Here is a 21,439-nt window from a genome sequence, read left to right as displayed (position 1 = left end):
GCCCCCAGCGAGCCCGCCATCACCCCAGCCCGCACGCGTCGCCCACGCCAGCGCAAGCCGGAGCCGACGATCACCAGGATCAGCCAGCAACCTGCTGCACTGGAAGTCGCCACCGCCCCCAAGGGCAGCAACGAAGACAGCACCTCGGCCCACCTGCCGGCCAGCTACCCCTACCGCACCCGCATGCGTCGCCAGGACTACGAAAAGGCCAAGCACGCGCTGCAGATCGAGCTGTTAAAGGTACAGAGCTGGGTGAAGGAAACCGGCCAGCGCGTGGTGATCCTGTTCGAAGGGCGCGATGCCGCAGGCAAGGGCGGCACCATCAAGCGGTTCATGGAGCACCTCAACCCGCGTGGTGCGCGCATCGTTGCCCTGGAAAAGCCTTCCGAGCAGGAAAAAGGCCAGTGGTACTTCCAGCGTTACATCCAGCATCTGCCCACGGCAGGTGAAATGGTGTTCTTCGACCGCTCCTGGTACAACCGCGCCGGGGTCGAGAAGGTGATGGATTTCTGCTCGCCACTGCAATACCTGGAGTTCATGCGCCAGGCCCCGGAGCTGGAGCGGATGCTGTGCAACAGCGGCATCCTGCTGTTCAAGTACTGGTTCTCGGTGAACCGCGAAGAGCAACTGCGCCGCTTCATCTCGCGCCGGGACGACCCGCTCAAACACTGGAAGCTGTCCCCCATCGACATCAAGTCGCTGGACAAGTGGGAGGACTACACCGCAGCCAAGGAGGCGATGTTCTTCCATACCGACACGGCCGATGCACCTTGGACGGTGATCAAGTCCGATGACAAGAAGCGTGCGCGGATCAATTGCATCCGGCACTTCCTGCATTCGCTGGACTACCCGGGCAAGGACCGCAGCGTGGCGCATGCGCCGGATGCGCTACTGGTCGGGCGAGCGTCCCGCGGCTTCGAGGAAGATGAGGCAGAGCCGCAGGCCAGTTGAATCGGCGTGCCTGCTGCGCTTCAATACGCGCAATTTCCGCCCCACCAAGGATTCACCATGGCCACCCCAACCAAGCAACAGAAACGCGCCAAGCGCGCCGCCAGCAAGGCCAAGCAGAACCGCATGGTACGCAGCGGCCAGGCGGTCAAGGCCAGTGCCGGTGACAGCGCCAGCATCGAGCAGGTGTACAACAAGGCCATGGAGTCGGGCAGCTACGACCCGCTGTTCAAGAAGATGAAGGAAGCCCAGGAAGGCGGCCTGGTACCGATGATTTCGGTGTTCCTGGTAGACCCGCTGCTGGCCCTTGTGCTCAAGGGACACAAGGAAGAACACGCCACCGATTACATCGTGCTGGTGTTCAATGCCTACCGCAAATGGCTGGATGGGGCCGACGAAGAAGCCACCATGGCCTGGCTGGAGAGCGATGAGTTCCAGGCCGCCTACGTGGCGGCTTCGGAGCTGGTTGCCAAGCAGCAACAGCAGCAGAAACAATTTGGCTGACAGGGCTGTGTAGCCTGCCCGGGCCCTATCGCCGGCAAGCCGGCTCCCACAGGTACACCCCAGGCTTAAAGGCAATGCCGTCCCTGTGGGAGCGGGCAAGCCCGCGAAAGAGCCGGAACAGGCAACAAAAAAGGCCGCGCCCTTCACAGGACGCGGCCTTTTCATTTCAGCCAGCGCGGATCAGTTATCCAGCGCCACCCGCCCGGCAGCTTCACGCTTGCGGTGCACCAGCAAGCCAGCCGCCACCACACCAATGCTCAGCAGCGCGGTCGCGATGATTTCGGCGCGGTGGTCCTCACGCAGCGCCATTACCACCAGAATGGCAATGATGAAGGCAATGGTCGCCCAGGTAAGGCCCGGGAACAGCCACATCTTGAAGGTGATCTTCTCGCCGCGAGCCTCACGCTGGGCGCGCATGCGCAGCTGCGATACGGCAATCACCAGGTACACCAGCAGCGCAATGGCACCAGAGCTGGCCAGCAGGAACTCGAACACCTGGGCCGGGGCCACGAAGTTGGCGAACACACAAAGGAACGCTGCTGCGGTAGACAGCAGAACCGCCACATGCGGGGTAGCCGACTTGGTGGTGCGCTGGGCAATGGCCGGGGCGTCACCACGCTTGCTCAGCGAGAACAGCATGCGCGACGAGGTGTACAGCGCCGAGTTCAGGCAGCTGGTCACGGCGATCAGCACGACGATGTCGACAATCAGCTTGGCATTCGGTACGCCGATGCGGCTCAGCACGGTCTGGTAGGAACCGGTCTCGGCCAGGGCCGGGTCGTTCCACGGTACCAGGGCCACGACCAGGAAGATCGACACCAGGTAGAACAGGCAGATACGCCAGATCACCGAGTTGGTGGCGCGGCTGATCTGCTTGCCCGGGTCCTTCGACTCGGCGGCGGCGATGGTAACGATTTCGGTACCCATGAACGAGAACATGGTGGTCAGCATGGCTGCCAGCACCGCGCCCAGGCCGTTAGGCATGAAGCCCTGGGTGTCGAACAGGTGGCTGGCACCGCTTACCTGGCTGCTCGGCACAAAGCCGAACAAGGCAGCACAACCCACAGCGATGAAGCCGATGATCGCCAGAACCTTGAGCAGAGCGAACCAGAACTCGAACTCGCCGTAGTTCTTCACGCTGCACAGGTTGGTCAGGGTCAGCGCCAAGGTGATGACCAGGGAGAACGCCCACAGGTCGACCGCAGGGAACCAGGCATGCAGGATGGCCGCGGCGGCGTTGGCCTCCAGCGGAATCACCAGTACCCAGAACCACCAGTACAGCCAGCCAATGGTGAAACCGGCCCAGCGCCCGATGGCGCGGTCGGCATAGGTAGAGAACGAACCGGTGTCAGGCGAGGCGACCGCCATTTCACCCAACATGCGCATGACCAGCACGACCAGCGTACCGGCGGCAGCGTAAGCCAGCAGCACGGCTGGGCCGGCAGCAGCGATGGCGTGGCCGGAGCCAACGAAAAGGCCGGCACCGATGACGCCAGCGATGGACAGCATGGTCACATGCCGTTGTTTGAGCCCCTGAGCGAGGTCATTGGAATTGTTACCGCTCATTGAAACTACCTTTGTAAGGAGTGGACCACTCCGACTGCGGTTACGGAGCGCGCCCGGGGTTGACCCGGGCGTCGCTGCAATCGGCGGTTTCCTGCTGGCAATAAGCGCGCCATGTGCAGAATACATTCGTCAGAAATGCCGACAGGCCTTTTACCGCGCGGTTTGGAGGGCTTTCGGCCAATGGCTGACCGAAAGACCACCAAATCATCGGATTACTGAAATACCCACTTACAAACGCACCAAAGGTGCTCCCCGGTAACACCTGTGCACCGCTGCAATGCAAAAAAGTGCAACCTAGAGGTACAACCTAAAGACCTGGCCGCCCCCGTTCGCGGGCGTGCCCGCGAAAGGTCTAAAACCGCTTCCATGAGCGGGCCAAAGCTGGCACCATCGCGCCTTTTTTCATCAAGGCTCTGGTGCTGGGCGACACCTTCGCGGACATCCGCGCGACGTTGCGCTGCAACGATGCGACAAACTGCCCCACCAGCGCCCCGAGTCCCCAGCGACCCTGTTGGCCGTGATAATGCCGCTATGCTAGCGTGGCGCACGCCAGGAAGGCCGCCAACAGCTGGGAACGCACCCGTACACATGAGGACCGCACATGGCTCAGGCCACGCCCGCGCTGGAAATCCGCAATCTGCACAAACGCTACGGCGAGCAGGAAATTCTCAAGGGCATTTCGCTGACCGCACGCGACGGTGACGTGATCTCCATCCTGGGGTCGTCCGGCTCCGGCAAATCCACCCTGCTGCGCTGCATCAACCTGCTCGAAAACCCGCACCAGGGCGAAATCCTGGTTGCCGGTGAAGCCCTCAAGCTCAAGGCCGCCAAGAACGGCGACCTGGTCGCCGCCGACAACCGCCAGATCAACCGCCTGCGCAGCGAGATCGGTTTCGTCTTCCAGAACTTCAACCTGTGGCCGCACATGTCGATCCTCGACAACATCATCGAGGCGCCACGCCGCGTGCTCGGCCAGAGCAAGGCCGAGGCCATCGAAGCCGCCGAAGCCCTGCTGAACAAGGTCGGCATCTACGACAAGCGCCACAGCTACCCCGCCCAGCTTTCCGGTGGCCAGCAACAGCGCGCCGCCATTGCCCGTACCCTGGCCATGAAGCCCAAGGTCATCCTGTTCGACGAGCCAACTTCGGCGCTCGATCCGGAAATGGTCCAGGAAGTGCTAAACGTTATCCGCGCATTGGCCGAAGAAGGCCGTACCATGCTGCTGGTGACGCACGAGATGAGCTTTGCCCGCCATGTGTCCAGTGAAGTCGTCTTCCTGCACCAGGGCCTGGTCGAAGAGCAGGGATCGCCGCAGCAGGTCTTCGAGAACCCGACCTCGGCGCGTTGCAAGCAATTCATGTCCAGCCACCGCTAACGGAGCAATACATGCACACTTACAAGAAGTTCCTCCTGGCAGCTGCTGCCACGCTGGTGATGTCGGCCAACGCCCTGGCCGCAGAAAAACTGCGCATGGGTATCGAAGCCGCCTACCCACCGTTCAACAACAAGGATGCCAGCGGTAACGTGGTCGGCTTCGACAAAGACATCGGCGACGCCCTGTGCGCCAAGATGAAAGTCGAGTGCTCGGTCGTCACCTCCGACTGGGACGGCATCATCCCGGCCCTGAACGCCAAGAAGTTCGACTTCCTGGTGTCGTCGCTGTCGATCACCGACGAGCGCAAACAGGCCGTGGACTTCACCGAGCCGTACTACTCCAACAAGCTGCAGTTCATCGCGCCGAAAAACGTCGACTTCAAGACTGACAAGGCCTCGCTCAAGGGCAAGGTGATCGGTACCCAGCGCGCCACCCTGGCTGGCACCTGGCTGGAAGACAACTACGGTAACGACGTAGAGATCAAACTGTACGACACCCAGGAAAACGCCTACCTCGACCTGGTTTCCGGCCGCATCGACGGCATCCTGGCCGACAAGTACGTGCAGTACGAGTGGCTGAAGAGCAAAGACGGCTCGAACTTCGAGTTCAAGGGCGAGCCAGTGATGGACAGCGACAAGATCGGCATTGCCGTGCGCAAGGGTGACACCAAGCTGCGCGACGACCTGAACAAGGCCCTGGCAGAAATCAAGGCCGACGGCACGTACAAGAAGATCAACGACAAGTACTTCCCGTTCAGCATCGAATGATCCGCCCCGACCGGCGCGCCCTTGCGGCGCGCCAGTCCCTAGAATGACCTGCCCATGAATATCGACCTGCACGGATTCGGTCCGGCCATGATGGCCGGCACCCTGATGACCGTAAAACTGGCGCTTTGCGCCTTGCTGCTGGGCCTTGTCCTGGGCCTGCTCGGCGCCCTGGCCAAGACTTCCGCGATCAAGCCGCTGCAATGGCTTGGTGGCTTCTATTCGACCCTGGTTCGCGGCGTGCCCGAACTGCTGTGGGTACTGCTTATCTATTTCGGCACCGTCGGCTTGATGAACGCCCTCGGTGAAGCCCTGAACATGCCGGGCCTGGAGCTCAGCGCGTTCGCTGCGGGCGTGATCGCCCTGGGCCTGTGCTTCGGCGCCTATGCCACCGAAGTGTTCCGTGGCGCCATCCTGGCGATCCCCAAGGGCCACCGTGAAGCCGGCCTGGCGCTTGGCCTGTCCAAGGGCCGCATCCTGTCGCGGATCATCCTGCCGCAGATGTGGCGCATCGCCCTGCCCGGCCTTGGCAACCTGTTCATGATCCTGATGAAGGACACCGCCCTGGTGTCGGTAATCGGCCTGGAAGAAATCATGCGCCACGCACAAATCGGCGTGACCGTGACCAAAGAGCCGTTCACCTTCTACATGGTCGCGGCCTGCATCTACCTGAGCCTGACCATCATTGCCATGACCGGCATGCACTTCATGGAAAAACGCGCCGCTCGCGGCTTTGCGAGGGCCGAATAATGAATTGGGAAGTCATCATCAAATGGCTGCCACGCCTGGCCCAGGGTGCGACCCTGACCCTGGAGCTGGTAGCCATCGCGGTGGTTGCCGGGTTGATCCTGGCCATCCCGCTGGGCATCGCCCGCTCCTCGCGCCATTGGTATGTGCGCGCGGTGCCGTTCAGCTACATCTTCTTCTTCCGTGGCACGCCGCTGCTGGTGCAGCTGTTCCTGGTCTACTACGGCCTGGCGCAGTTCGACGCGGTGCGTTCGAGTTCGCTGTGGCCGTACCTGCGCGACCCGTTCTGGTGCACCGTGCTGACCATGACCCTGCACACTGCTGCCTACATCGCCGAGATCCTGCGCGGAGCGCTGCAGTCGATCCCCAAGGGTGAGATCGAGGCGGCGCGGGCGCTGGGCATGTCGCGGGGCAAGACGCTGTTCTACATCATGCTGCCACGCGCCGCGCGCATCGGCCTGCCGGCGTACAGCAACGAAGTGATCCTGATGCTCAAGGCCAGTGCCCTGGCCAGTACCGTGACCCTGCTGGAACTGACTGGCATGGCCCGTACCATCATCGCCCGCACCTACCTGCCGGTAGAGATCTTCTTTGCCGCCGGGGTGTTCTACCTGGTGATCTCGTTCGTGCTGGTGCAGGGCTTCAAGCTGCTGGAGCGCTGGTTGCGCGTGGATGCCTGCCAGGGCCGCTGAGACCACTTAGCTTTCTTCGCGGGTAAACCCGCTCCCACAGAGTCCCCACAGCCCTAAAGCTGTGCACTATACCTGTGGGAGCGGGTTCACCCGCGAAGAGGCCCTAAAAACCAACACACTCTCCCCCATGCCCAACCACCTCCACAGCCCCCACCTAAGCACCCGCTTCCAGGCCCTCGACCAGTTCCTGATCGAGCACCAGCAGCTGTGGAAACCCCGCCCCTTCACCAGCCTGCAGCTGGCCTGGGAAACCGCCCACCCCGAGCTTGCCGCCCACCTGCGCCAATGCTCCCTGGCAGACGCCGAAACCGACACCACCGCTGCCCCGTTGCCTGCCCCGTTGCCCGCCCCGTTCCCGCAACTGGCCCAGCAAGCCCGACAGCTTTCGGCACTCGGCAACCTCCCGGAAACCGACCTGCCCCCCGCCGCGCACCGCCTCGACGTAGCCGTCCCCGGCCGCAAATGGCAACAGATCGAAGCCTTCGCCAGCCACCTGGCCTTCCGCGAACAGCCTCGCCACTGGCTGGACTGGTGTTCCGGCAAAGGCCACCTGGGCCGCCGCCTGCTGCAACCCGGACAACACCTGACCTGCCTGGAATACGATGCCGAACTGGTCGCCGCCGGCCAGGCCCTGAGCGCGCACCACCACTTGCCGGCGCAGCATGTGCACCAGAATGTGATGGCCAACGACAGCGCCCGCCACCTGGCTGGTGACAAAAGCGTGGTCGCCCTGCACGCCTGTGGCGACCTGCATGTGCGCCTGATGCAACTGGCCAGCCAGCAAGGTTGCCGACAACTGGCCGTGGCCCCCTGCTGCTACAACCGCATCGCGGCGCAGCATTACCAGGCGTTATCCACAGCCGCCCAAGCCTCCAGCCTGCGGCTGTCACTGGACGACCTGGGCCTGCCCTTGAGCGAAACCGTTACCGCCGGCGCCCGTGTGCGGCGCCAGCGCGACACCTCGATGGCCCGGCGCCTGGGCTTCGACCTGCTGCAACGCCAGCAGCGCCAGACCGACGAGTACCTGCCGACACCGTCGCTACCCGTGGCCTGGCTGGAGAAGCCCTTCGAGCAGTACTGCCGCGACCTGGCCGAACTCAAGCAATTGCAGCTGACTGGCAACCCGGACTGGGCAGCCCTGGAAGCCGCCGGCTGGCAGCGCCTGGCCGAGGTCCGCAACCTGGAGCGCGTGCGCAACCTGTTCCGCCGGCCGCTGGAGCTGTGGCTGGTACTCGATCGCGCCCTGTTCCTCGAAGAACAAGGCTACAACGTGCGCCTTGGCCTGTTCTGCGACTACCCACTCACCCCGCGCAACCTGCTAATCCTTGCCGAACGCGACCGTTAGCCGCAGCACAACCTGTGGATAACTCTGTGAACAAGCTTGTGATTACCTGTTGGATCCAAGCGCTATTTCAAGCGTTTGGCTTATTCCGGCTTGCGCGTCAAGTCCAGTAAAAACAGGCGTTTGCGCAAAGACCGGCGGTGTATCGATCCGGCATGCCTTTCGCGCAAGTCGCCGATGCCACTTGTGCATAAACATTTCTTGTGGTTGGCGCAAGCATTGTTTGCACGGTCTTTGTGGGTTCTTTTTCTTGCTCAGAAATCTGCAGGTTTACGCGATTCCTGTGGGAGCGGGCGTGCCCGCGAACACGGGCGAAGCCCGTGCCATGCGATGCGGTACCCGCTCCTACGACTTTCAATGCACCTTGTTCTTGGCAATCTCGATATCGTTCATCAGCGCCTTGGCCATGTCGCACAGATAATCGGCGGCGCCCAGGAATTTATGGTCATCCTCCATATCCCCCTCGCGCACCAGATGCTTGATGTAGCCCATCAGGATCGAGACATGCTCATAGGCAGCATCGACGGGGACGCCAGGCTCCACGCGTAGCAGATTGAGGGATGGGTTACCGGCTGCGAGGAAGGTTTCCACGCCTGCGGTGGTGATTGGCTTTGGGCTGCGGGGATCAGTATCGATCGTTTTCAATTTTCAAACTCCCTAGTTCAAAGGAGTTGCCGTGTTCATTCTTTCTCACGGAACAAAGGCGGCAACCGTGCACGAGGTGAGAAACCGAGTGAACATAGGAAGCTCGGCCAGACCAAGGTCTGCCCGCGCACGGTCGCCATTACGCAGCCGATACGTTCAAAATCGGGTTCTCACACCCGGTCGCCAGAGCGACCCGAAAACGGTATCCGTGAGCCATTTCCCCGACAACAGCGATACTTCGGCGGCGCGCGTAGGATAGTTCCGAAGCCACCAAACCCTGAAGCTGTTAGCCCTAAAGTTCAGAATCTTCGTACAGCTGATGGCCCTTTCGCGGGTAAACCCACACACAGGAATCTCACAAGGCTTGAGAACAGTGATATCCCTGTGGGAGCGGGTTCACCCGCGAAGAGGCCAGAACAAGCAACAAAAAGCTAAAGCCTCACCGCTGATCCCGCCCAACGGTGTATCATCCGCCCCCCAAATGATTAAAAAGTGACGTCGCGCGCTGCCCGCCAGCCCCGCGACCTTCTGGCGTTGCGCCAGAACCGACAATGGACTAACGGACCCGACCATCGTGACCCAAGCCAAGCCCCTCGCCCTGCTGACCCTCGCCCTGGCCCTGACCGGCTGCGCCAGCGGCACCGCTCCCCACTCCACCAGCAGCCTGGGCTGGAACCACCCCGGCATGCAGCTGGGCGGCGACAACGGCCTGCCCCTGCGCACCGAAAGCCCCTGCCGCAAGCGCGGCTGCGACAATGACAAGCTGTTCTTCAACCCGGGCAAAACCGAGCCGAGCGTCACCACCATCCATCGCGGCTGGTAGGAAAATTCTTCTTTCAGGTCGGTGACTTAGGTCATTTGCGAACATTCGCAACGAAGTGGTTTACAGGCGCCAACCGATCGTTATAATGACGCCCCATTGCCGGTATAGCTCAGATGGTAGAGCAACTGACTTGTAATCAGTAGGTCCCGGGTTCGATTCCTGGTGCCGGCACCATACGCAGTATCAAAAAAGGCTCACCGAAAGGTGGGCCTTTTTTGTTTCCAGGGTCGCCCAACCACATCAGCCTTGGCCTTGAGGCCGATGCGCTCGATGTAGGAGCTGGCTTGCCTGCGATGGGCTGCGCAGCGGCCCCCAACGATCCCAAAGAAGAGCGCAGCCTGAGACCAGACACGTCTTCCAACATAAACGCTTTGACTCGCCCACTTGGCCCCGCCACGATTTATCGTAAATTTTAGATATTCCTGCTGAGGCAAGCCGATGGCGCTTCAATTCCACGAAAGCCCTTTCCACGCCACCCACGATGCAGACACGGCCAGCAAAATGGCCTTGAAAATGGACCTGTCCATTTTCATCACCGACTGCATCAAAAAAATGGGCCTCAAGCAGCATGATGCTGCGGTCAGGCTGAACGTAACCCAATCCCGAATATCCGAGCTTGCAAATGGCAAGATCGAGAAGTTCACCCTCGATGCCATGATGGACATGCTCGACAAGCTCGGCTTTCGCACAAGCCTCACCCTGCCCTCGAACGATGCCGGTTCACCGCCGCAGATCGTGATCACTCAAGCGCCTGGCAGCTAAACCCTGTACCCCATTTTCCGCAGCTCGTGTTTGAACTCCTTCATCCGCTCTTCTGCGACCTGCATCGCGTGCCGGTCGGACCTGTTGGTCGTTTTCACGAATGAATGCAGCACGACGACCATGTCCGCGAATTTGCAAGGTCACATCGCTTTCGCGGTGGTTTTCCCCAAAGGCGATTCGCATCCGGCAGCTCGCCCGGTCACTACCCATGTGATGGATGCTCTTACACATATGGCGCTCGTGCGCCAGATACACCGTACCTCGCTGCCGTGCAGCACCTATCCGCTTGACCGACTATTGCGCCAACCTGTGCCCGTCTCTTTCTGAGGGAAGAGACGGGCACTTCTTCCACTGCTGCGGCCTTGATCGCACATGGCTTTGCGGCATACCCCCTCGTGACAATCGGCGTGACAAATGCCGAGGTCACCAACAACAGCCATGTAGATGATGGTGCCGCAGGCCAAGGAATGGACTGCACCTGACTGACAGTCAGGCATGCCCCGGTCATCGCATTGCTGCTTGCACCTGGCTCAGGATCTTCAGGCACTGGTCTCGTCAGCCAGTGCTGCCTCCACCCGCCCACCGGTAGCGGTGTTCAGGAGGCCGGATCATGAGATGCCCTTGCTCCCGGTCGTAAGGAGCCGCCAGTCCCGCGTAGAGGGCATTCCCCACAGGTCGCAGGGGCCTTGCCCCCTGATAACACTCAACATTCTCGGCGGGATGACGTGGGGCTGGGATCGGAGAACGGATATTTAGATGACCGCCATGGCATTGGTAGGTAGTGGGAGGCGTAATCTAGGCTACGACAGGCATCAAGGCCCACATTCGCAGAAAAACATGTTCGGCAGTGGCCACTATCGTATGGCTACAGCAGACTGTGAACGTTTGTAGGCATTCGTCAAATGGTGCCGCTCGGAAGGGCACGGCGCCAGCGAGTAAAAACGAAATCAATAAATTAACCCACAACCGGCAGCACAATAGTCAGCCCTAAACCCTTTGCCATCGACAACAGAGACGAGCAATGACATTCCCAATCAAGTTAAATGTAAATGTTGAAAGCCACAATGGGAACTACGATAGATCCATTACCTTGCAGAGCGGGCTAACTGTTTTAATAGGACCTAACGGGAGCGGGAAGACGCATTTACTAAGGGCCCTTAAAAACTCATTACGTCCACATACCAAAGACAAAAAAGTCAGATTTCTCTCTGCGGGCAGAATGGGATTACTTGAGCAGTACAGGTCAGATTTCAACGGTCACCATGGCGGCAATCCGTTATATAATAACGCCCAATTCGGAAGCAAGAGTGATGTTGTTCGCCGACATAACATTGAGACCCTAGAGGGAGATTTTCAAACCCTGTCTGAAAGAGCTGACATACTTATTAAAGTGCAAGAAAGGCTTAGGAAGCTCTTCAAGCGAGACATATTAATAGAATGGGATGGAGGGAGTTTAAAAGTTTCCTTCGCGAGATTAGACGGAGAAGATCAACCATATTCATCTGGAAGAGAAGCTTCCGGATTACTTCACCTCGTTGGGATCTTGGCCGCCCTATACGATGATGATGTCGGAGCATTGCTACTCGACGAACCTGAAGTCTCATTACACCCACAACTCCAAGCCTTCTTACTAAATGAAATAATATCGGCATCTGGTCACCCCTCAGAAGGAAGTTTCAAAAAAATAATTGTAATAGCTACCCACTCAACAGAAATGTTAAGAGTACTAAAGTGCGACGACCTATTATCATTACTATTCTGCCACGACCTCAGCCTCCCACCTGCCCAAGTTGATCCTTCTGCCGAAGAGTTAAAAAATCAAAAACTGCAAACTTTGGTAGCTCGTTTGGGCCAAGAGCACAAGCTTTCACTTTTCTGTCGCAGACCGCTGCTCGTTGAGGGGCCGTCAGATATGCTTCTTTGCAGTTTCATCTCTCAAAAATTGGAACTACATCTAGAGGCTGCTGGCTCTCAGATCCTACCAGTGATCGGCACGGGCCAGATGCCTGTAGTTTCGAAGTTCATGAAACTCTTAGGAAAGACGCCAATAGTTTTAGCAGATGCAGATACTTTTGCTGACGGCTTAGATCTTACAAATTATTTCCTCAAGGACTGCGAAGAGGCTAATCGAAAAGCAACCGGGACTGGAGCTAAGTCGGCCACGCAGCTTGCTACTACTGTGTACAATGATTTCTGCAATCTAGTGATCAAGTCCTGGGATGACATTTCTGCCATCGCAATTAGTCATCCTTATTGGATTAACAGAAAAGACATTAGTGACGCACAAGCAAAAAAACGAGCGTGCTTTTGCTCATTATTCGAAATTGATGACAGCAAGTTAAACGAGCTTAAATCAGGAGCAGAGTGGACCACAATAAAACGTCGAATCGAAGCGATACTCGACCTACTAGAACTGGCAGGATGCTTCATCTTGCGAAAAGGTGCGGTAGAGTCTTATTACAAGCATGCAGATCGACTTACCTCGGAAGGAAAACCAAGCGCTGCCGTTGATGAAATTTCTCACCTCGACACTCTCGACAGTAAAGATATTTATGAAAACTTCCCTGAAATGGTTAGATGCATTAAGTTTGCGTCTCTGGCGGACCAAATTAGCGAAGCAGAATCATTACGTGACTTACTATTATCCATTGCAGCACCTGCGATGGCTAAACTTAATTCCGGCACAACAACACAAGAAATAAAAATCCTCTCAAAAACGATACTCAGAGAAAAGTCTGGGATCTTTGATCTATCCATCGAAGATGACAAGCTAGTAGTCAAGCTACAAAGCAAAATTCTTAACGTCAGCGGCTTCCCGATGTACATTAGACGTGGAGATGATGTAATCAAAGCCGTCGAGAGCACATTATGTTAGAGTTCAAATTTCTCTTATATTCTCGCATGAGCATCTGAAACAGATTACCTGGTTTATACGCTTAGTGCCTGTCACCATCGATTGTGGTGGCGGGCACTCACAGATCCTACTTAAGCACCGACTATATATCGCTTTATCAGGCGACGTCGTGCAGCTAAACAAGCCAATAAATCCCGAATTCGATTCCACAGAAAGCCATGACCAGCCGAACGATTTATAGTGACTTTTTGAGATACGCTTAATTTTCCACAGAATTCCAGGCAGCCGGAAATACTACCCCAGGCGGCTGTGACCGTACGTCTGGTGCCGCACCATACGCAGTATCAAAAAAGCTCACCGAAAGGTGAGCCTTTTTTGCCTTCTGTGCCCCGCGATCCCTGCGCCCTCTACCGATTTCAAACCACCCCATGCATGAAAAATTCAACTGGTACGCTGAAAAACTCAGCAAAGCCCTTTATCTGGGCAACCGTCATCTTCCGCTTGTTGTTCAGAATCTCTGAAACCGCACTCTGGGTTGCTATCGAGGCAAGGTCCTTCTGCTTCACACCCCTGTCCGACAGCAGGAAGGCCAACGCTTCAGCCTGGCTCGCAAACGGCACGAGTACCGACTCACTCTCATACTCGTAGACACGATCCGCCACCATCTCCGCAAAGCGCGCTGCTGCGTGACCTTCGCTGTCGGCATGCGAGTAGAGCTCATCGATCAATGCCATCCGCGCCTGGAGCTCAGCATCGTCCTTGATGGGGTCATGGCAGGCAGCAAGAAGCTGGGCCATGGTTGCCATCTGGGCGTTCAGGCCATCCAGCATGGGTGAAATATTAGCGATGAAGGCATCTAGTCCATTGGCTTCGATTTTATCCCGCTTCATGGTTATCACCTGTCGAATCGGTAGGTTTTGGGCAAGTGCCAGGCGGCTACCTGACATCGCTCTTGCACCACTTGTCGTACTCCGCGTGCGACAGAATGGCCTTGATATAGAGGGTGCCCGTTCGTGTGTTGAGCCATGCGATCAGACGGCATTCGTTTTTCTTGATATCGAACACATAGACATCAAGCGGCCCTTTTCGGCTGGAGGGTCTGAGTTTTGAACAAGGAATGCGGTCAACGTTCCAGCCAGAGGTGGTAGACCACGTATTCCTTAGCTGCTCAAAAGACTCGAAGCGCAGCGTCGCCCTATCAAAGGTCGTGAGCCACAGGCTCAGGGGGGCTTTCCACTGGGCGTGAGCTTCGATGGCTTTGGTAACCGCCGCTTTCGTTATCACCCGCATTGTGTTGTCCCGGCGTACCAAGGTGCCTACAAATTATTCCGGATCCAGATATCTGTCAAGCATATATCTGGATCCGGAATATACGCTCCGCTGAGGGTCACCTGGATATTGATGTCGATCAAGCTGAGTAGCGGGCCGAGGTATAGGTTGGGCACATAGTCCTGAGGGAAGCTGACCATGGCCAAGAAATTCCCCACAAACCCCAGCCACCCGGAGCGCATCTGCTGGGGCTGCGACCTGTACTGCCCGGCCAAGTCACTGGCCTGTGGCAATGGGGCGAGTCGGACCATGCACCCGGTGGAACTGTTTGGTGAGGACTGGGACAGTTTCGAGGACCGGCTGGAGAAACCGATTGAACAAGAGCAGGACACAGGGCCCAAGTGAGCTTTACGCGGTCCCTTGTAGGAGCCGCCTTGTGTCGCGAAAGGGCTGCGCAGCAGCCCCCAGAACTTCAGCGTAAATGCACAAATTGCCGGAGCTGCTGCGCAGCCCTTTCGCGACACAAGGCCGCTCCTACACCTGACTGCGCCAGCCTGATCAGAACGCTGTGCTGACCGTCAGCGACAGGTTGCGTGGGTCACCATAAATCGCCCCGGCATAGAACCCGTAGCGGGTGTAGTAGTGCTTGTCGAACAGGTTGTTGGCGTTGAGGCTGACGCTGGTGTCGTCGGTCAGCTGGTACTTGGCCATGGCATTCCAGATGGCATAACCGGACCAATTCACGTCAGTGGCACCGTTGCTCACACCATTGCTCGGCTGGCCCGCCGGGCTGGAGATTGCGCGGATGTTGCTCTGCGCAGTAACCCCGGCGCCCAGGGTCAGGCGGTCGAGCGGGCCGGAAAGGCGGTAGGTGGTCGAGGCCTTGAACAGGTGCGATGGGTCGCTGCGGCCGTCGCTGTCGACGCGACGGAAGTGCAGGTAGGTGTAGCCGGCGTACACGTTCCAGCTGGGGGTCAGGGCGCCGGCGATTTCCAGGTCGATACCGTCGGTTTCCTGGCCGGAACCGGCCTTGTAGGCGTCGCCACCGGTGGGGGTGGTCAGGTCGCCGTCGAGCACTGCCTTGTTTTCCTGCTTGGTGCGGAAGTACGCCGCCGAGGCGTTCAGGCGGCCATCGAACCACTCTCCCTTGATGCCCGTCTCGTAGCTTTGCCCGCGAATCGGCTCGACCTTGCTGCCGCTGCTGGTTTCAGCGGTTTGCGGGGTGAAGATGTCGGTGTAGCTGGCGTACAGCGAGTAGTTGTCGTTGAGGTCGTACACGGCGCCCAGGTACGGGGTGACGATGCCGTTCTCTTCCTGGCTGGTACGTGCGCCAGCCACGCTGCGGGTGGTGGCCGAGTAGTCGCTGGTGCGCACGCCGAGGATGACCGACAGTGGGTCGGTGATGCTCAGGCGGGTTGCCGCGTACATGCCCTGCAGGCGGGTGGTGGTCTTGCTGTGGCGGCCGGTGCGCGAGGCGATGATGTTGTAGTCGTCATCCACACCATTGCGCCAGTCGGTCAGCGGGAAGCCGTTGTTGGCGCGGAACTGGCAACCCAGCGCAGGCGCACTGGCCATGCCGTCGCCAACCATGGTGCAGGTGTATTCCGGCGACCAGGCCACGGTGCGGCTGTCGTTGTAGCCAACCATCGCCTGGTGGGTACGGCCGAACAGCTGGAACGGGCCGGACAGGTCGATCTGCGCCGACTGCTGGGTGGTGTCGGTGGAGCTGTGCAGGCCGTTGAGCACGGCGCCGCTGCCATCCTGGTCCCAGTAGCCGCCGTAGCTGCCACGGCCTGCCGAGTTGACCTTGGCCAGGCCACGGTGGTTGAGGGTTTCGGCGGTGCTCTGGGCGGCTTTCAGGTCCAGCGTCCAGTCGTTGTCGAAGCGGTGCTCCAGCGAGCCGAACGCGGTGCGGGTGGTGTACTCGCCAAAGCTCCAGCTGGGTACCACGTTGGTGCTGCGCGGCAGGTCGGTCTTGCTGCCATCGCTGTACCAGATCGGGATGTTCGCACCCCAGCCACCGCCAACAATCTTGTTGTACTCGTACTGGTAGCCGGCACCAAGGGTGGTGGCGTCGTCCAGGTCGAACTCGAAGTTGGCCAGCGCTGCACGGGAGCGCTCGGACTGGTTGTCGCGGAATGAGTTAGCGTCCTGCTGGGTCATCACGAAGCGCGAACGCAGACGGCCGTCTTCGGACAGCGGCAAGTTGAGGTCGGCGCCCAGGCGGCGCTTGTCCCAGCTGCCGTAGGTGGCATAGGCGCTACCGCCGAACGTCCTGGTCGGTGCCTTGCGGATCAGGTTGACGGTGGCCGACGGGTCGCCGGTACCACCCAGCAGGCCGTTGGCGCCGCGCACGATGTCGATGCGCTCGTACAGGTCCATGTTCAGTGCGTTGCCGCCGCCACTGAAATCGGACCCGCCCTGGAACTGCATGCCATCGACCTTCCAGTTGCTGATCGAGTAACCACGGGCACGGTAGTCGGTTCGCCCGCCCACTTCGGACTTGCTCGCGGTCACGCCTGGGGTGGTTTCCAGCGCTTGCTCGATGGTGTGGATGTCGCGGTCATCCATCTGCTGGCGGGTAATGGTGGTGACCGACTGCGGCGTCTGGCGCGGCGTCAGGGCCAGGCCGGTGGAGCTGCGGGTGCTTTCGACGGTGTAACCCAGCTGACCAGCTTCGTCGGCAGGCAGCAGGGCGCTGTCTTCGATCTGCGTGGCCTCCAGTTCCAGGGGCTTGCTGTCGGCAGCCATCGCGCCACCGCTGACGGCCACGGCAATGAACAGGGCCAGCGGTTTGAGGCGTGTGCCGCCTCGGCTGATGGAGGGGAAGGTGTTCGAGGTGCTCTCGGAGTTCATTTGGGAAGACTTCGTATTTGCAGATGATTTTTTGTTAGGATTCTAGGGATCGGCCCCCCGGGCTCCAGACCCGGCTTGTACGGGGATGTAATCGAACGTAACGAGCGCTACCAGCCCTCACCGAACAGGTGTTTTTCTGCATGAGCACAACTTTGCTTGTTGTCGACGATGACGACGAGATCCGCGAACTTCTTTGTGATTACCTGACAGATGCAGGCTATAACGTGCTGGCAGCGGCTGACGGCGAGCAGATGCGCGAGCACCTGGCCCGGCACAAGGTTGAGCTGGTGGTGCTGGACCTGATGCTGCCGGGCGAAGATGGCCTGAGCCTGTGCCGCCAGCTGCAAGCCACGCCGGGGCTGGCGGTGATCATGCTGTCGGCCAAGGGCAGCACGCTGGACCGCATCATCGGTCTGGAGGTGGGTGCCGATGACTACCTGGCCAAGCCCTTCGAGCCACGCGAGCTGATCGCCCGGATCAAGGCCGTGCTGCGTCGTCCGCAACGCCTGGATGCGCCCGCCGAAGAGCCGGTAGAAGATGCCCAGCTGTTCGCCGGCTTCCGCCTGGAACACGTGAAACGCCTGCTCACCCGCCCCGATGGCGAGACCCTGACCCTGCCCCGCTCCGACTACCGCGTACTGCGCGAGCTGCTGGAAGCCAACAACCGCGTGGTGTCCCGCGACCAGCTGACGCGCAGTGCGTTCGGCCGCGACCACCTGCCAGACGACCGTTCGGTGGACATGTGCGTCAGCCGCCTGCGCCAGCACCTGCGCCACGCGCCGGCGGGTGCCGCGCAAATTCTCACCATCCGCAACGAAGGCTATTTGCTGAGCATCGCCGCCAACGGGGCCGATGCCTGACATGCGCTGGCTGCGCCGGCTGTGGCCACGCACGTTGTTCGGCCAGTTGCTGCTGATAATGGTCAGCGGCACCGTGCTGATCCAGTTGATGTCCAGCAGCATCTGGTTCGATGTGCGTTTTGCCCAGGTTCTCGAGGCCCCTGTCCGGCTGATTGCCGCACGCAGCGCGCCGTTGATCGCCCAGGCCGACTGCCGTGCCGGTTCACTGCAGGCGCCAGCGCATTACCAACTGCGTTGCAGCGAAGCCCTGCCCACGCCGGTGCAGGACGAGCGCCGCGGGCGCAGGCGTGTCGAGCTGTTGCTGCACCAGGCCCTCGAGTACGAGTTGGGGCATGCCCAGGACGTGCGCCTGATGAAGGTGCAGTTGACCGACGAACAGGGCCAGCCGATCGTCTGGCGCAGCCTGTTCGGCCTGCGCACGGCCCAGGCGCATCTGCAGTTTGCGGTGCCGTTGGCCGATGGGCACTGGCTGACCATCGAGGGCCAGGAACTGCAAGGCTGGAGCGGCGAGTCGGCCTGGGTGCTGATCAGCGATTACCTGTTGCGGGTGTACGCGCTGCGCATCGTCGCGGTATTGCTGGTGTGCCTGATAGCCGTGCGCCTGTGCCTGCGCCCGCTTCGGCGCCTGGCCGATGCCGCGCGCGGCCTGGGTAGCAACCTCGAGCAGCCGCCCTTGGCGCTGGATGGCCCGGAGGAAGTGCGCCAGGCGGCCCAAGCCTTCAACGCCATGCAGCAGCGGCTGATCGCGATGGTCAACGACAAGGCCTACTTTCTGGCCGCCGTGTCCCACGACCTGCGCACCCCGCTGACGCGCATGCGCCTGCGCCTGGAGCGCTTGCCGGACGACGAAAACCGGCAACGCCTGCGGCAGAACATCGCGCAGATGGACAACATGATCGGCCAGGTGCTCGATTACCTGCGCGCGGGGGAGCAGCAGAACTTGCAACAGGTAGACCTGGACCGGCTGGTGGTGCGCCAGTGCGCGGAGCTGGCCACTGCCGAAGAGCCACTGCCGGTGCATGGCCAGGCGGGCAGCCTGCAGGCCGATGCCCTGCTGCTGCAGCGCTGCCTGCAGAACCTGCTGGTCAATGCGTTGCGTTATGCCAAGGAGGTTTCGGTCACGCTGGAGCAGGCGACCACGGGGGTGTTCATCCATATCGATGACCGCGGCCCGGGGATTGCGCCGGGCCTGCTGGCGACCATCATCGACCCGTTCGTGCGCGGTGACGGGTCGCGCAATCAGGCGTCCGGGGGGTATGGGCTGGGGTTGAGCATCGCCCAGCGGATTGCTGCCAGCCATGGGGGCGAGTTGCTGTTGGCGAACCGCGAGGGGGGTGGGTTGCGGGTTAGCGTGTTGCTGCCTCGCTAACACTTTTGTGGAGGAGGAACTGTGCCGCCTGTGCTGGCCTCATCGCCGGCAAGCCAGCTCCCACCGGAACTGCGCATGGCTTAAAATCGGTGCGGTCGAGGTGGGAGCAGGCTTGCCGGCGATGAGGCCAGCACAGGCAACACAACCACAATCAGGTAACAGTCTTTTACCGATTACCCAGGTTTTCCCCTCCCCGCCTTTGCCTATCCTATGCCCGGTCATCCTGCCTGCGATGGACCCATGAAACACTCTCTACCCAGCCGCTACGCCTGCCTCGCCCTCTGCCTGCTGTTCACCTTCGCCAGCCTGCCGCTGCTACCCCAGCATGCCTGGCTGTGGCCGTTGACACTGATCACCGCGCTGCTCAGCCTGGTCGGCCTAAACGACCTGCGGCAAAGCCACCACGCCGTGCGCCGCAACTACCCGATCCTGGGCAACATCCGCTACCTGATCGAAACCATCCGCCCGGAGATCCGCCAGTACCTGATCGAGGGCGACGACGACAAGCTGCCGTTCTCCCGCTCGCAGCGCTCGCTGGTCTACGCCCGGGCCAAGAACGAAAGCGCCGAGAAGGCCTTCGGCACCCTCAACGATGCCTACAAGCCCGGCTTCGAGTTCATCAGCCATTCCATGCTGCCAGTGGCCACGCCAGACCCGGCATCGTTCCGCATCGCCATTGGCGGGCCGCAATGCCGCCTGCCCTATTCGGCATCTATCTTCAACATCTCGGCCATGAGCTTCGGCGCCCTCAGCGCCAACGCCATCGCTGCCCTGAACCGCGGTGCACGCATGGGCCGTTTTGCCCATGACACCGGCGAAGGCAGCATCAGCCCGTACCACCGCGAACATGGCGGTGACCTGATCTGGGAAATCGGCAGTGGCTACTTCGGCTGCCGCACCGAGGACGGCCGCTTCGACCCACAGCGATTCGCCGAGCAGGCGCGCTCGCCGCAAGTGAAGATGATCGAGATCAAGCTCAGCCAGGGCGCCAAGCCGGGCCACGGTGGCATCCTGCCGGGGCACAAGGTCAGCCCCGAAATTGCCGTAACCCGTGGCGTGCGCGTGGGCGAAGATTGCATCTCGCCAGCGGCGCACAGTGCCTTCCGCACGCCAGTCGAGTTGCTGCAGTTCGTGGCCAGCCTGCGCGAGCTGTCGGGCGGCAAGCCGGTGGGGTTCAAATTCTGCCTGGGCCACCCTTGGGAGTTCATGGGCATTGCCAAGGCCATGCTGGCCACTGGCATCACTCCGGACTTCATCGTCGTCGATGGCAAGGAAGGCGGCACCGGGGCGGCGCCACGCGAGTTCAGCGACAACATGGGCGTGCCGATGCGCGAGGGCCTGATGTTCGTGCACAACACCCTGGTCGGCCTGAACCTGCGCGCCGGCATCCGCATTGGCGCGGCGGGCAAGATCGTCAGCGCCTTCGACATCGCCAGCGTGCTGGCCATCGGGGCGGACTGGGTCAACTCCGCGCGCGGCTTCATGTTCGCCATTGGCTGCATCCAGTCGCAGAGCTGCCATACCAACAAATGCCCGACCGGCGTGGCCACGCAAGACCCGCTGCGCCAGCGCGCCCTGGTGGTGCCGGACAAGGCCAAGCGGGTGGCCAGCTTCCACCGCAACACGCTGCATACGTTGGCCGAAATGTTGGCTGCCGCGGGCCTGGAGCACCCTTCGGAGCTCAAGCCCAAGCACCTGGCGCGGCGTATCAGCCCTAGCGAAATCGGGCTGTTCTCGGACCTGCACACGTTCCTCAAGCCGGGCGAATTGCTCAGTGGCTCGATTGAAAGCGAGTTTTATGCGCGGATGTGGCGGATGGCGCGTAGTGACAGCTTTGCGCCGGAGACTGGGGAGGGAGAGGTGAAGGTTGTTGGTGTGCGGCGCAGGGAAGTGGTGGAGACGGCTTGAAAGCCGGGGGCCGCTTTGCGGCCCTTTCGCGACACAAGGCCGCTCCTACAGAATCGTGGACTGCCCCCAAGAAGTTGGACAAAAAATCCAACCCTTGGGGGACCTATGGGCAAATACACAGAGCAATTCAAGCTCACAGCCATCTCAGCCTATTT

The 21,439-nt window shown here is 60.2% G+C and carries 19 protein-coding genes, 1 tRNA gene and 1 pseudogene; 15 read left to right on the top strand and 6 right to left on the bottom strand.

Annotated elements, in window-relative coordinates; all coding sequences use genetic code 11:
• Positions 1-78: 78 nt before the first annotated feature.
• Positions 79-951, top strand: coding sequence for a polyphosphate kinase 2 (gene ppk2 / locus CAG18_RS25745; RefSeq protein WP_178075750.1), 873 nt, complete (start codon positions 79-81; stop codon positions 949-951).
• 57 nt (positions 952-1,008) lie between these two features.
• Positions 1,009-1,452, top strand: coding sequence for a hypothetical protein (locus CAG18_RS25740; protein ID WP_013970488.1), 444 nt, complete (start codon positions 1,009-1,011; stop codon positions 1,450-1,452).
• Positions 1,453-1,632: 180 nt separating this feature from the next.
• Here the strand turns inward: CAG18_RS25740 and gabP are convergent, their stop codons facing one another.
• Entirely contained in the window at positions 1,633-3,018 is a 1,386-nt protein-coding gene (gabP, locus tag CAG18_RS25735; RefSeq protein WP_013970487.1) for a GABA permease, read from the bottom strand.
• A 601-nt stretch (positions 3,019-3,619) separates the two neighbouring features.
• Here gabP and CAG18_RS25730 point away from each other — a divergent pair.
• The 5 genes from CAG18_RS25730 to CAG18_RS25710 all read left to right on the top strand — a co-directional run bounded on the left by CAG18_RS25730 (position 3,620) and on the right by CAG18_RS25710 (position 7,941).
• The gene (locus tag CAG18_RS25730; protein WP_003257472.1) at positions 3,620-4,393 is read left to right on the top strand and encodes an ABC transporter ATP-binding protein; all 774 of its coding nucleotides are present in this window, start codon (positions 3,620-3,622) and stop codon (positions 4,391-4,393) included.
• Positions 4,394-4,404: 11 nt separating this feature from the next.
• A complete protein-coding gene (locus CAG18_RS25725) occupies positions 4,405-5,160 on the top strand; it encodes an ABC transporter substrate-binding protein (RefSeq protein ID WP_015268630.1) in 756 nt (251 codons plus the stop codon).
• 54 nt (positions 5,161-5,214) lie between these two features.
• A complete protein-coding gene (locus CAG18_RS25720; RefSeq protein ID WP_013970485.1) occupies positions 5,215-5,907 on the top strand; it encodes an ABC transporter permease in 693 nt (230 codons plus the stop codon).
• On the top strand, positions 5,907-6,596 hold the full coding sequence (locus CAG18_RS25715; RefSeq protein ID WP_015268628.1) for an ABC transporter permease: 690 nt from the start codon (positions 5,907-5,909) through the stop codon (positions 6,594-6,596). Before CAG18_RS25720 ends, CAG18_RS25715 begins: the two co-directional genes overlap by 1 nt.
• Before the next feature lie 127 nt (positions 6,597-6,723).
• The gene (locus tag CAG18_RS25710; RefSeq protein WP_085721811.1) at positions 6,724-7,941 is read left to right on the top strand and encodes a methyltransferase; all 1,218 of its coding nucleotides are present in this window, start codon (positions 6,724-6,726) and stop codon (positions 7,939-7,941) included.
• 351 nt (positions 7,942-8,292) lie between these two features.
• Here CAG18_RS25710 and CAG18_RS25705 read toward each other — a convergent pair whose 3' ends face one another.
• Positions 8,293-8,583, bottom strand: coding sequence for a DUF3077 domain-containing protein (locus tag CAG18_RS25705; RefSeq protein ID WP_085721810.1), 291 nt, complete (start codon positions 8,581-8,583; stop codon positions 8,293-8,295).
• A 574-nt stretch (positions 8,584-9,157) separates the two neighbouring features.
• Between CAG18_RS25705 and CAG18_RS25700 the strand changes: the two genes are divergently transcribed.
• From CAG18_RS25700 to CAG18_RS25690, 3 genes are all read left to right on the top strand, one after another.
• Complete coding sequence (locus CAG18_RS25700) at positions 9,158-9,406, top strand: hypothetical protein (RefSeq protein ID WP_085721809.1); 249 nt, start codon at positions 9,158-9,160, stop codon at positions 9,404-9,406.
• A gap of 98 nt (positions 9,407-9,504) precedes the next feature.
• Positions 9,505-9,580: transfer RNA gene (locus tag CAG18_RS25695), tRNA-Thr, on the top strand.
• A 264-nt stretch (positions 9,581-9,844) separates the two neighbouring features.
• Positions 9,845-10,168, top strand: coding sequence for a helix-turn-helix domain-containing protein (locus tag CAG18_RS25690; RefSeq protein ID WP_085664156.1), 324 nt, complete (start codon positions 9,845-9,847; stop codon positions 10,166-10,168).
• Here CAG18_RS25690 and CAG18_RS26965 read toward each other — a convergent pair.
• Positions 10,165-10,302: pseudogene (locus CAG18_RS26965) on the bottom strand (type II toxin-antitoxin system RelE/ParE family toxin); the annotation flags it as partial. The gene CAG18_RS25690 and the pseudogene CAG18_RS26965 sit on opposite strands and share 4 nt — an antisense overlap.
• Positions 10,303-11,189: 887 nt before the next feature.
• On the opposite strand from CAG18_RS26965, the gene CAG18_RS25680 reads away from it, so the two are divergent.
• A complete protein-coding gene (locus CAG18_RS25680; RefSeq protein ID WP_085721808.1) occupies positions 11,190-13,043 on the top strand; it encodes an ATP-dependent endonuclease in 1,854 nt (617 codons plus the stop codon).
• A 395-nt stretch (positions 13,044-13,438) separates the two neighbouring features.
• On the opposite strand, the gene CAG18_RS25675 is transcribed toward CAG18_RS25680, so the two are convergent.
• Positions 13,439-13,912: a type II toxin-antitoxin system HigA family antitoxin gene (locus CAG18_RS25675; protein WP_061550697.1), complete on the bottom strand. Its 474-nt coding sequence runs from the start codon at positions 13,910-13,912 to the stop codon at positions 13,439-13,441.
• A 46-nt stretch (positions 13,913-13,958) separates the two neighbouring features.
• Complete coding sequence (locus CAG18_RS25670; RefSeq protein ID WP_085721807.1) at positions 13,959-14,312, bottom strand: type II toxin-antitoxin system HigB family toxin; 354 nt, start codon at positions 14,310-14,312, stop codon at positions 13,959-13,961.
• A 177-nt stretch (positions 14,313-14,489) separates the two neighbouring features.
• Between CAG18_RS25670 and CAG18_RS25665 the strand changes: the two genes are divergently transcribed.
• Positions 14,490-14,696: a DUF3079 domain-containing protein gene (locus CAG18_RS25665; protein WP_085721806.1), complete on the top strand. Its 207-nt coding sequence runs from the start codon at positions 14,490-14,492 to the stop codon at positions 14,694-14,696.
• 153 nt (positions 14,697-14,849) lie between these two features.
• On the opposite strand, the gene CAG18_RS25660 is transcribed toward CAG18_RS25665, so the two are convergent.
• Positions 14,850-17,147, bottom strand: a complete 2,298-nt coding sequence (locus CAG18_RS25660; protein ID WP_085721805.1) for a TonB-dependent siderophore receptor — start codon at positions 17,145-17,147, stop codon at positions 14,850-14,852.
• 140 nt (positions 17,148-17,287) lie between these two features.
• On the opposite strand from CAG18_RS25660, the gene CAG18_RS25655 reads away from it, so the two are divergent.
• The 3 genes from CAG18_RS25655 (at position 17,288) to CAG18_RS25645 (ending at position 21,284) form a co-directional block, all read left to right on the top strand.
• Positions 17,288-18,007: a response regulator gene (locus CAG18_RS25655; RefSeq protein ID WP_015268622.1), complete on the top strand. Its 720-nt coding sequence runs from the start codon at positions 17,288-17,290 to the stop codon at positions 18,005-18,007.
• 1 nt (position 18,008) lies between these two features.
• Complete coding sequence (locus tag CAG18_RS25650; protein WP_085721812.1) at positions 18,009-19,376, top strand: ATP-binding protein; 1,368 nt, start codon at positions 18,009-18,011, stop codon at positions 19,374-19,376.
• A gap of 240 nt (positions 19,377-19,616) precedes the next feature.
• Positions 19,617-21,284: an FMN-binding glutamate synthase family protein gene (locus CAG18_RS25645; protein WP_085721804.1), complete on the top strand. Its 1,668-nt coding sequence runs from the start codon at positions 19,617-19,619 to the stop codon at positions 21,282-21,284.
• Positions 21,285-21,439: the final 155 nt, after the last annotated feature.

Source organism: Pseudomonas sp. B22(2017) (genome assembly GCF_002113105.1).
Classification (GTDB): domain Bacteria; phylum Pseudomonadota; class Gammaproteobacteria; order Pseudomonadales; family Pseudomonadaceae; genus Aquipseudomonas; species Aquipseudomonas asiatica.
The sequence above is the reverse complement of the archived record's forward strand: the minus strand, read 5'-3'. Positions and strand labels throughout refer to the sequence as shown.

Excerpts from the sequence above, each read along its gene's own strand:
- CAG18_RS25740 (WP_013970488.1), top strand. The coding sequence starts at position 1,009 with ATGGCCACCCCAACCAAGCAACAGAAACGCGCCAAGCGCGCCGCCAGC.
- gabP (WP_013970487.1), bottom strand. The coding sequence starts at position 3,018 with ATGAGCGGTAACAATTCCAATGACCTCGCTCAGGGGCTCAAACAACGG.
- CAG18_RS25730 (WP_003257472.1), top strand. The coding sequence starts at position 3,620 with ATGGCTCAGGCCACGCCCGCGCTGGAAATCCGCAATCTGCACAAACGC.
- CAG18_RS25725 (WP_015268630.1), top strand. The coding sequence starts at position 4,405 with ATGCACACTTACAAGAAGTTCCTCCTGGCAGCTGCTGCCACGCTGGTG.
- CAG18_RS25720 (WP_013970485.1), top strand. The coding sequence starts at position 5,215 with ATGAATATCGACCTGCACGGATTCGGTCCGGCCATGATGGCCGGCACC.
- CAG18_RS25715 (WP_015268628.1), top strand. The coding sequence starts at position 5,907 with ATGAATTGGGAAGTCATCATCAAATGGCTGCCACGCCTGGCCCAGGGT.
- CAG18_RS25710 (WP_085721811.1), top strand. The coding sequence starts at position 6,724 with ATGCCCAACCACCTCCACAGCCCCCACCTAAGCACCCGCTTCCAGGCC.
- CAG18_RS25690 (WP_085664156.1), top strand. The coding sequence starts at position 9,845 with ATGGCGCTTCAATTCCACGAAAGCCCTTTCCACGCCACCCACGATGCA.
- CAG18_RS25680 (WP_085721808.1), top strand. The coding sequence starts at position 11,190 with ATGACATTCCCAATCAAGTTAAATGTAAATGTTGAAAGCCACAATGGG.
- CAG18_RS25675 (WP_061550697.1), bottom strand. The coding sequence starts at position 13,912 with ATGAAGCGGGATAAAATCGAAGCCAATGGACTAGATGCCTTCATCGCT.
- CAG18_RS25670 (WP_085721807.1), bottom strand. The coding sequence starts at position 14,312 with ATGCGGGTGATAACGAAAGCGGCGGTTACCAAAGCCATCGAAGCTCAC.
- CAG18_RS25665 (WP_085721806.1), top strand. The coding sequence starts at position 14,490 with ATGGCCAAGAAATTCCCCACAAACCCCAGCCACCCGGAGCGCATCTGC.
- CAG18_RS25660 (WP_085721805.1), bottom strand. The coding sequence starts at position 17,147 with ATGAACTCCGAGAGCACCTCGAACACCTTCCCCTCCATCAGCCGAGGC.
- CAG18_RS25655 (WP_015268622.1), top strand. The coding sequence starts at position 17,288 with ATGAGCACAACTTTGCTTGTTGTCGACGATGACGACGAGATCCGCGAA.
- CAG18_RS25650 (WP_085721812.1), top strand. The coding sequence starts at position 18,009 with ATGCGCTGGCTGCGCCGGCTGTGGCCACGCACGTTGTTCGGCCAGTTG.
- CAG18_RS25645 (WP_085721804.1), top strand. The coding sequence starts at position 19,617 with ATGAAACACTCTCTACCCAGCCGCTACGCCTGCCTCGCCCTCTGCCTG.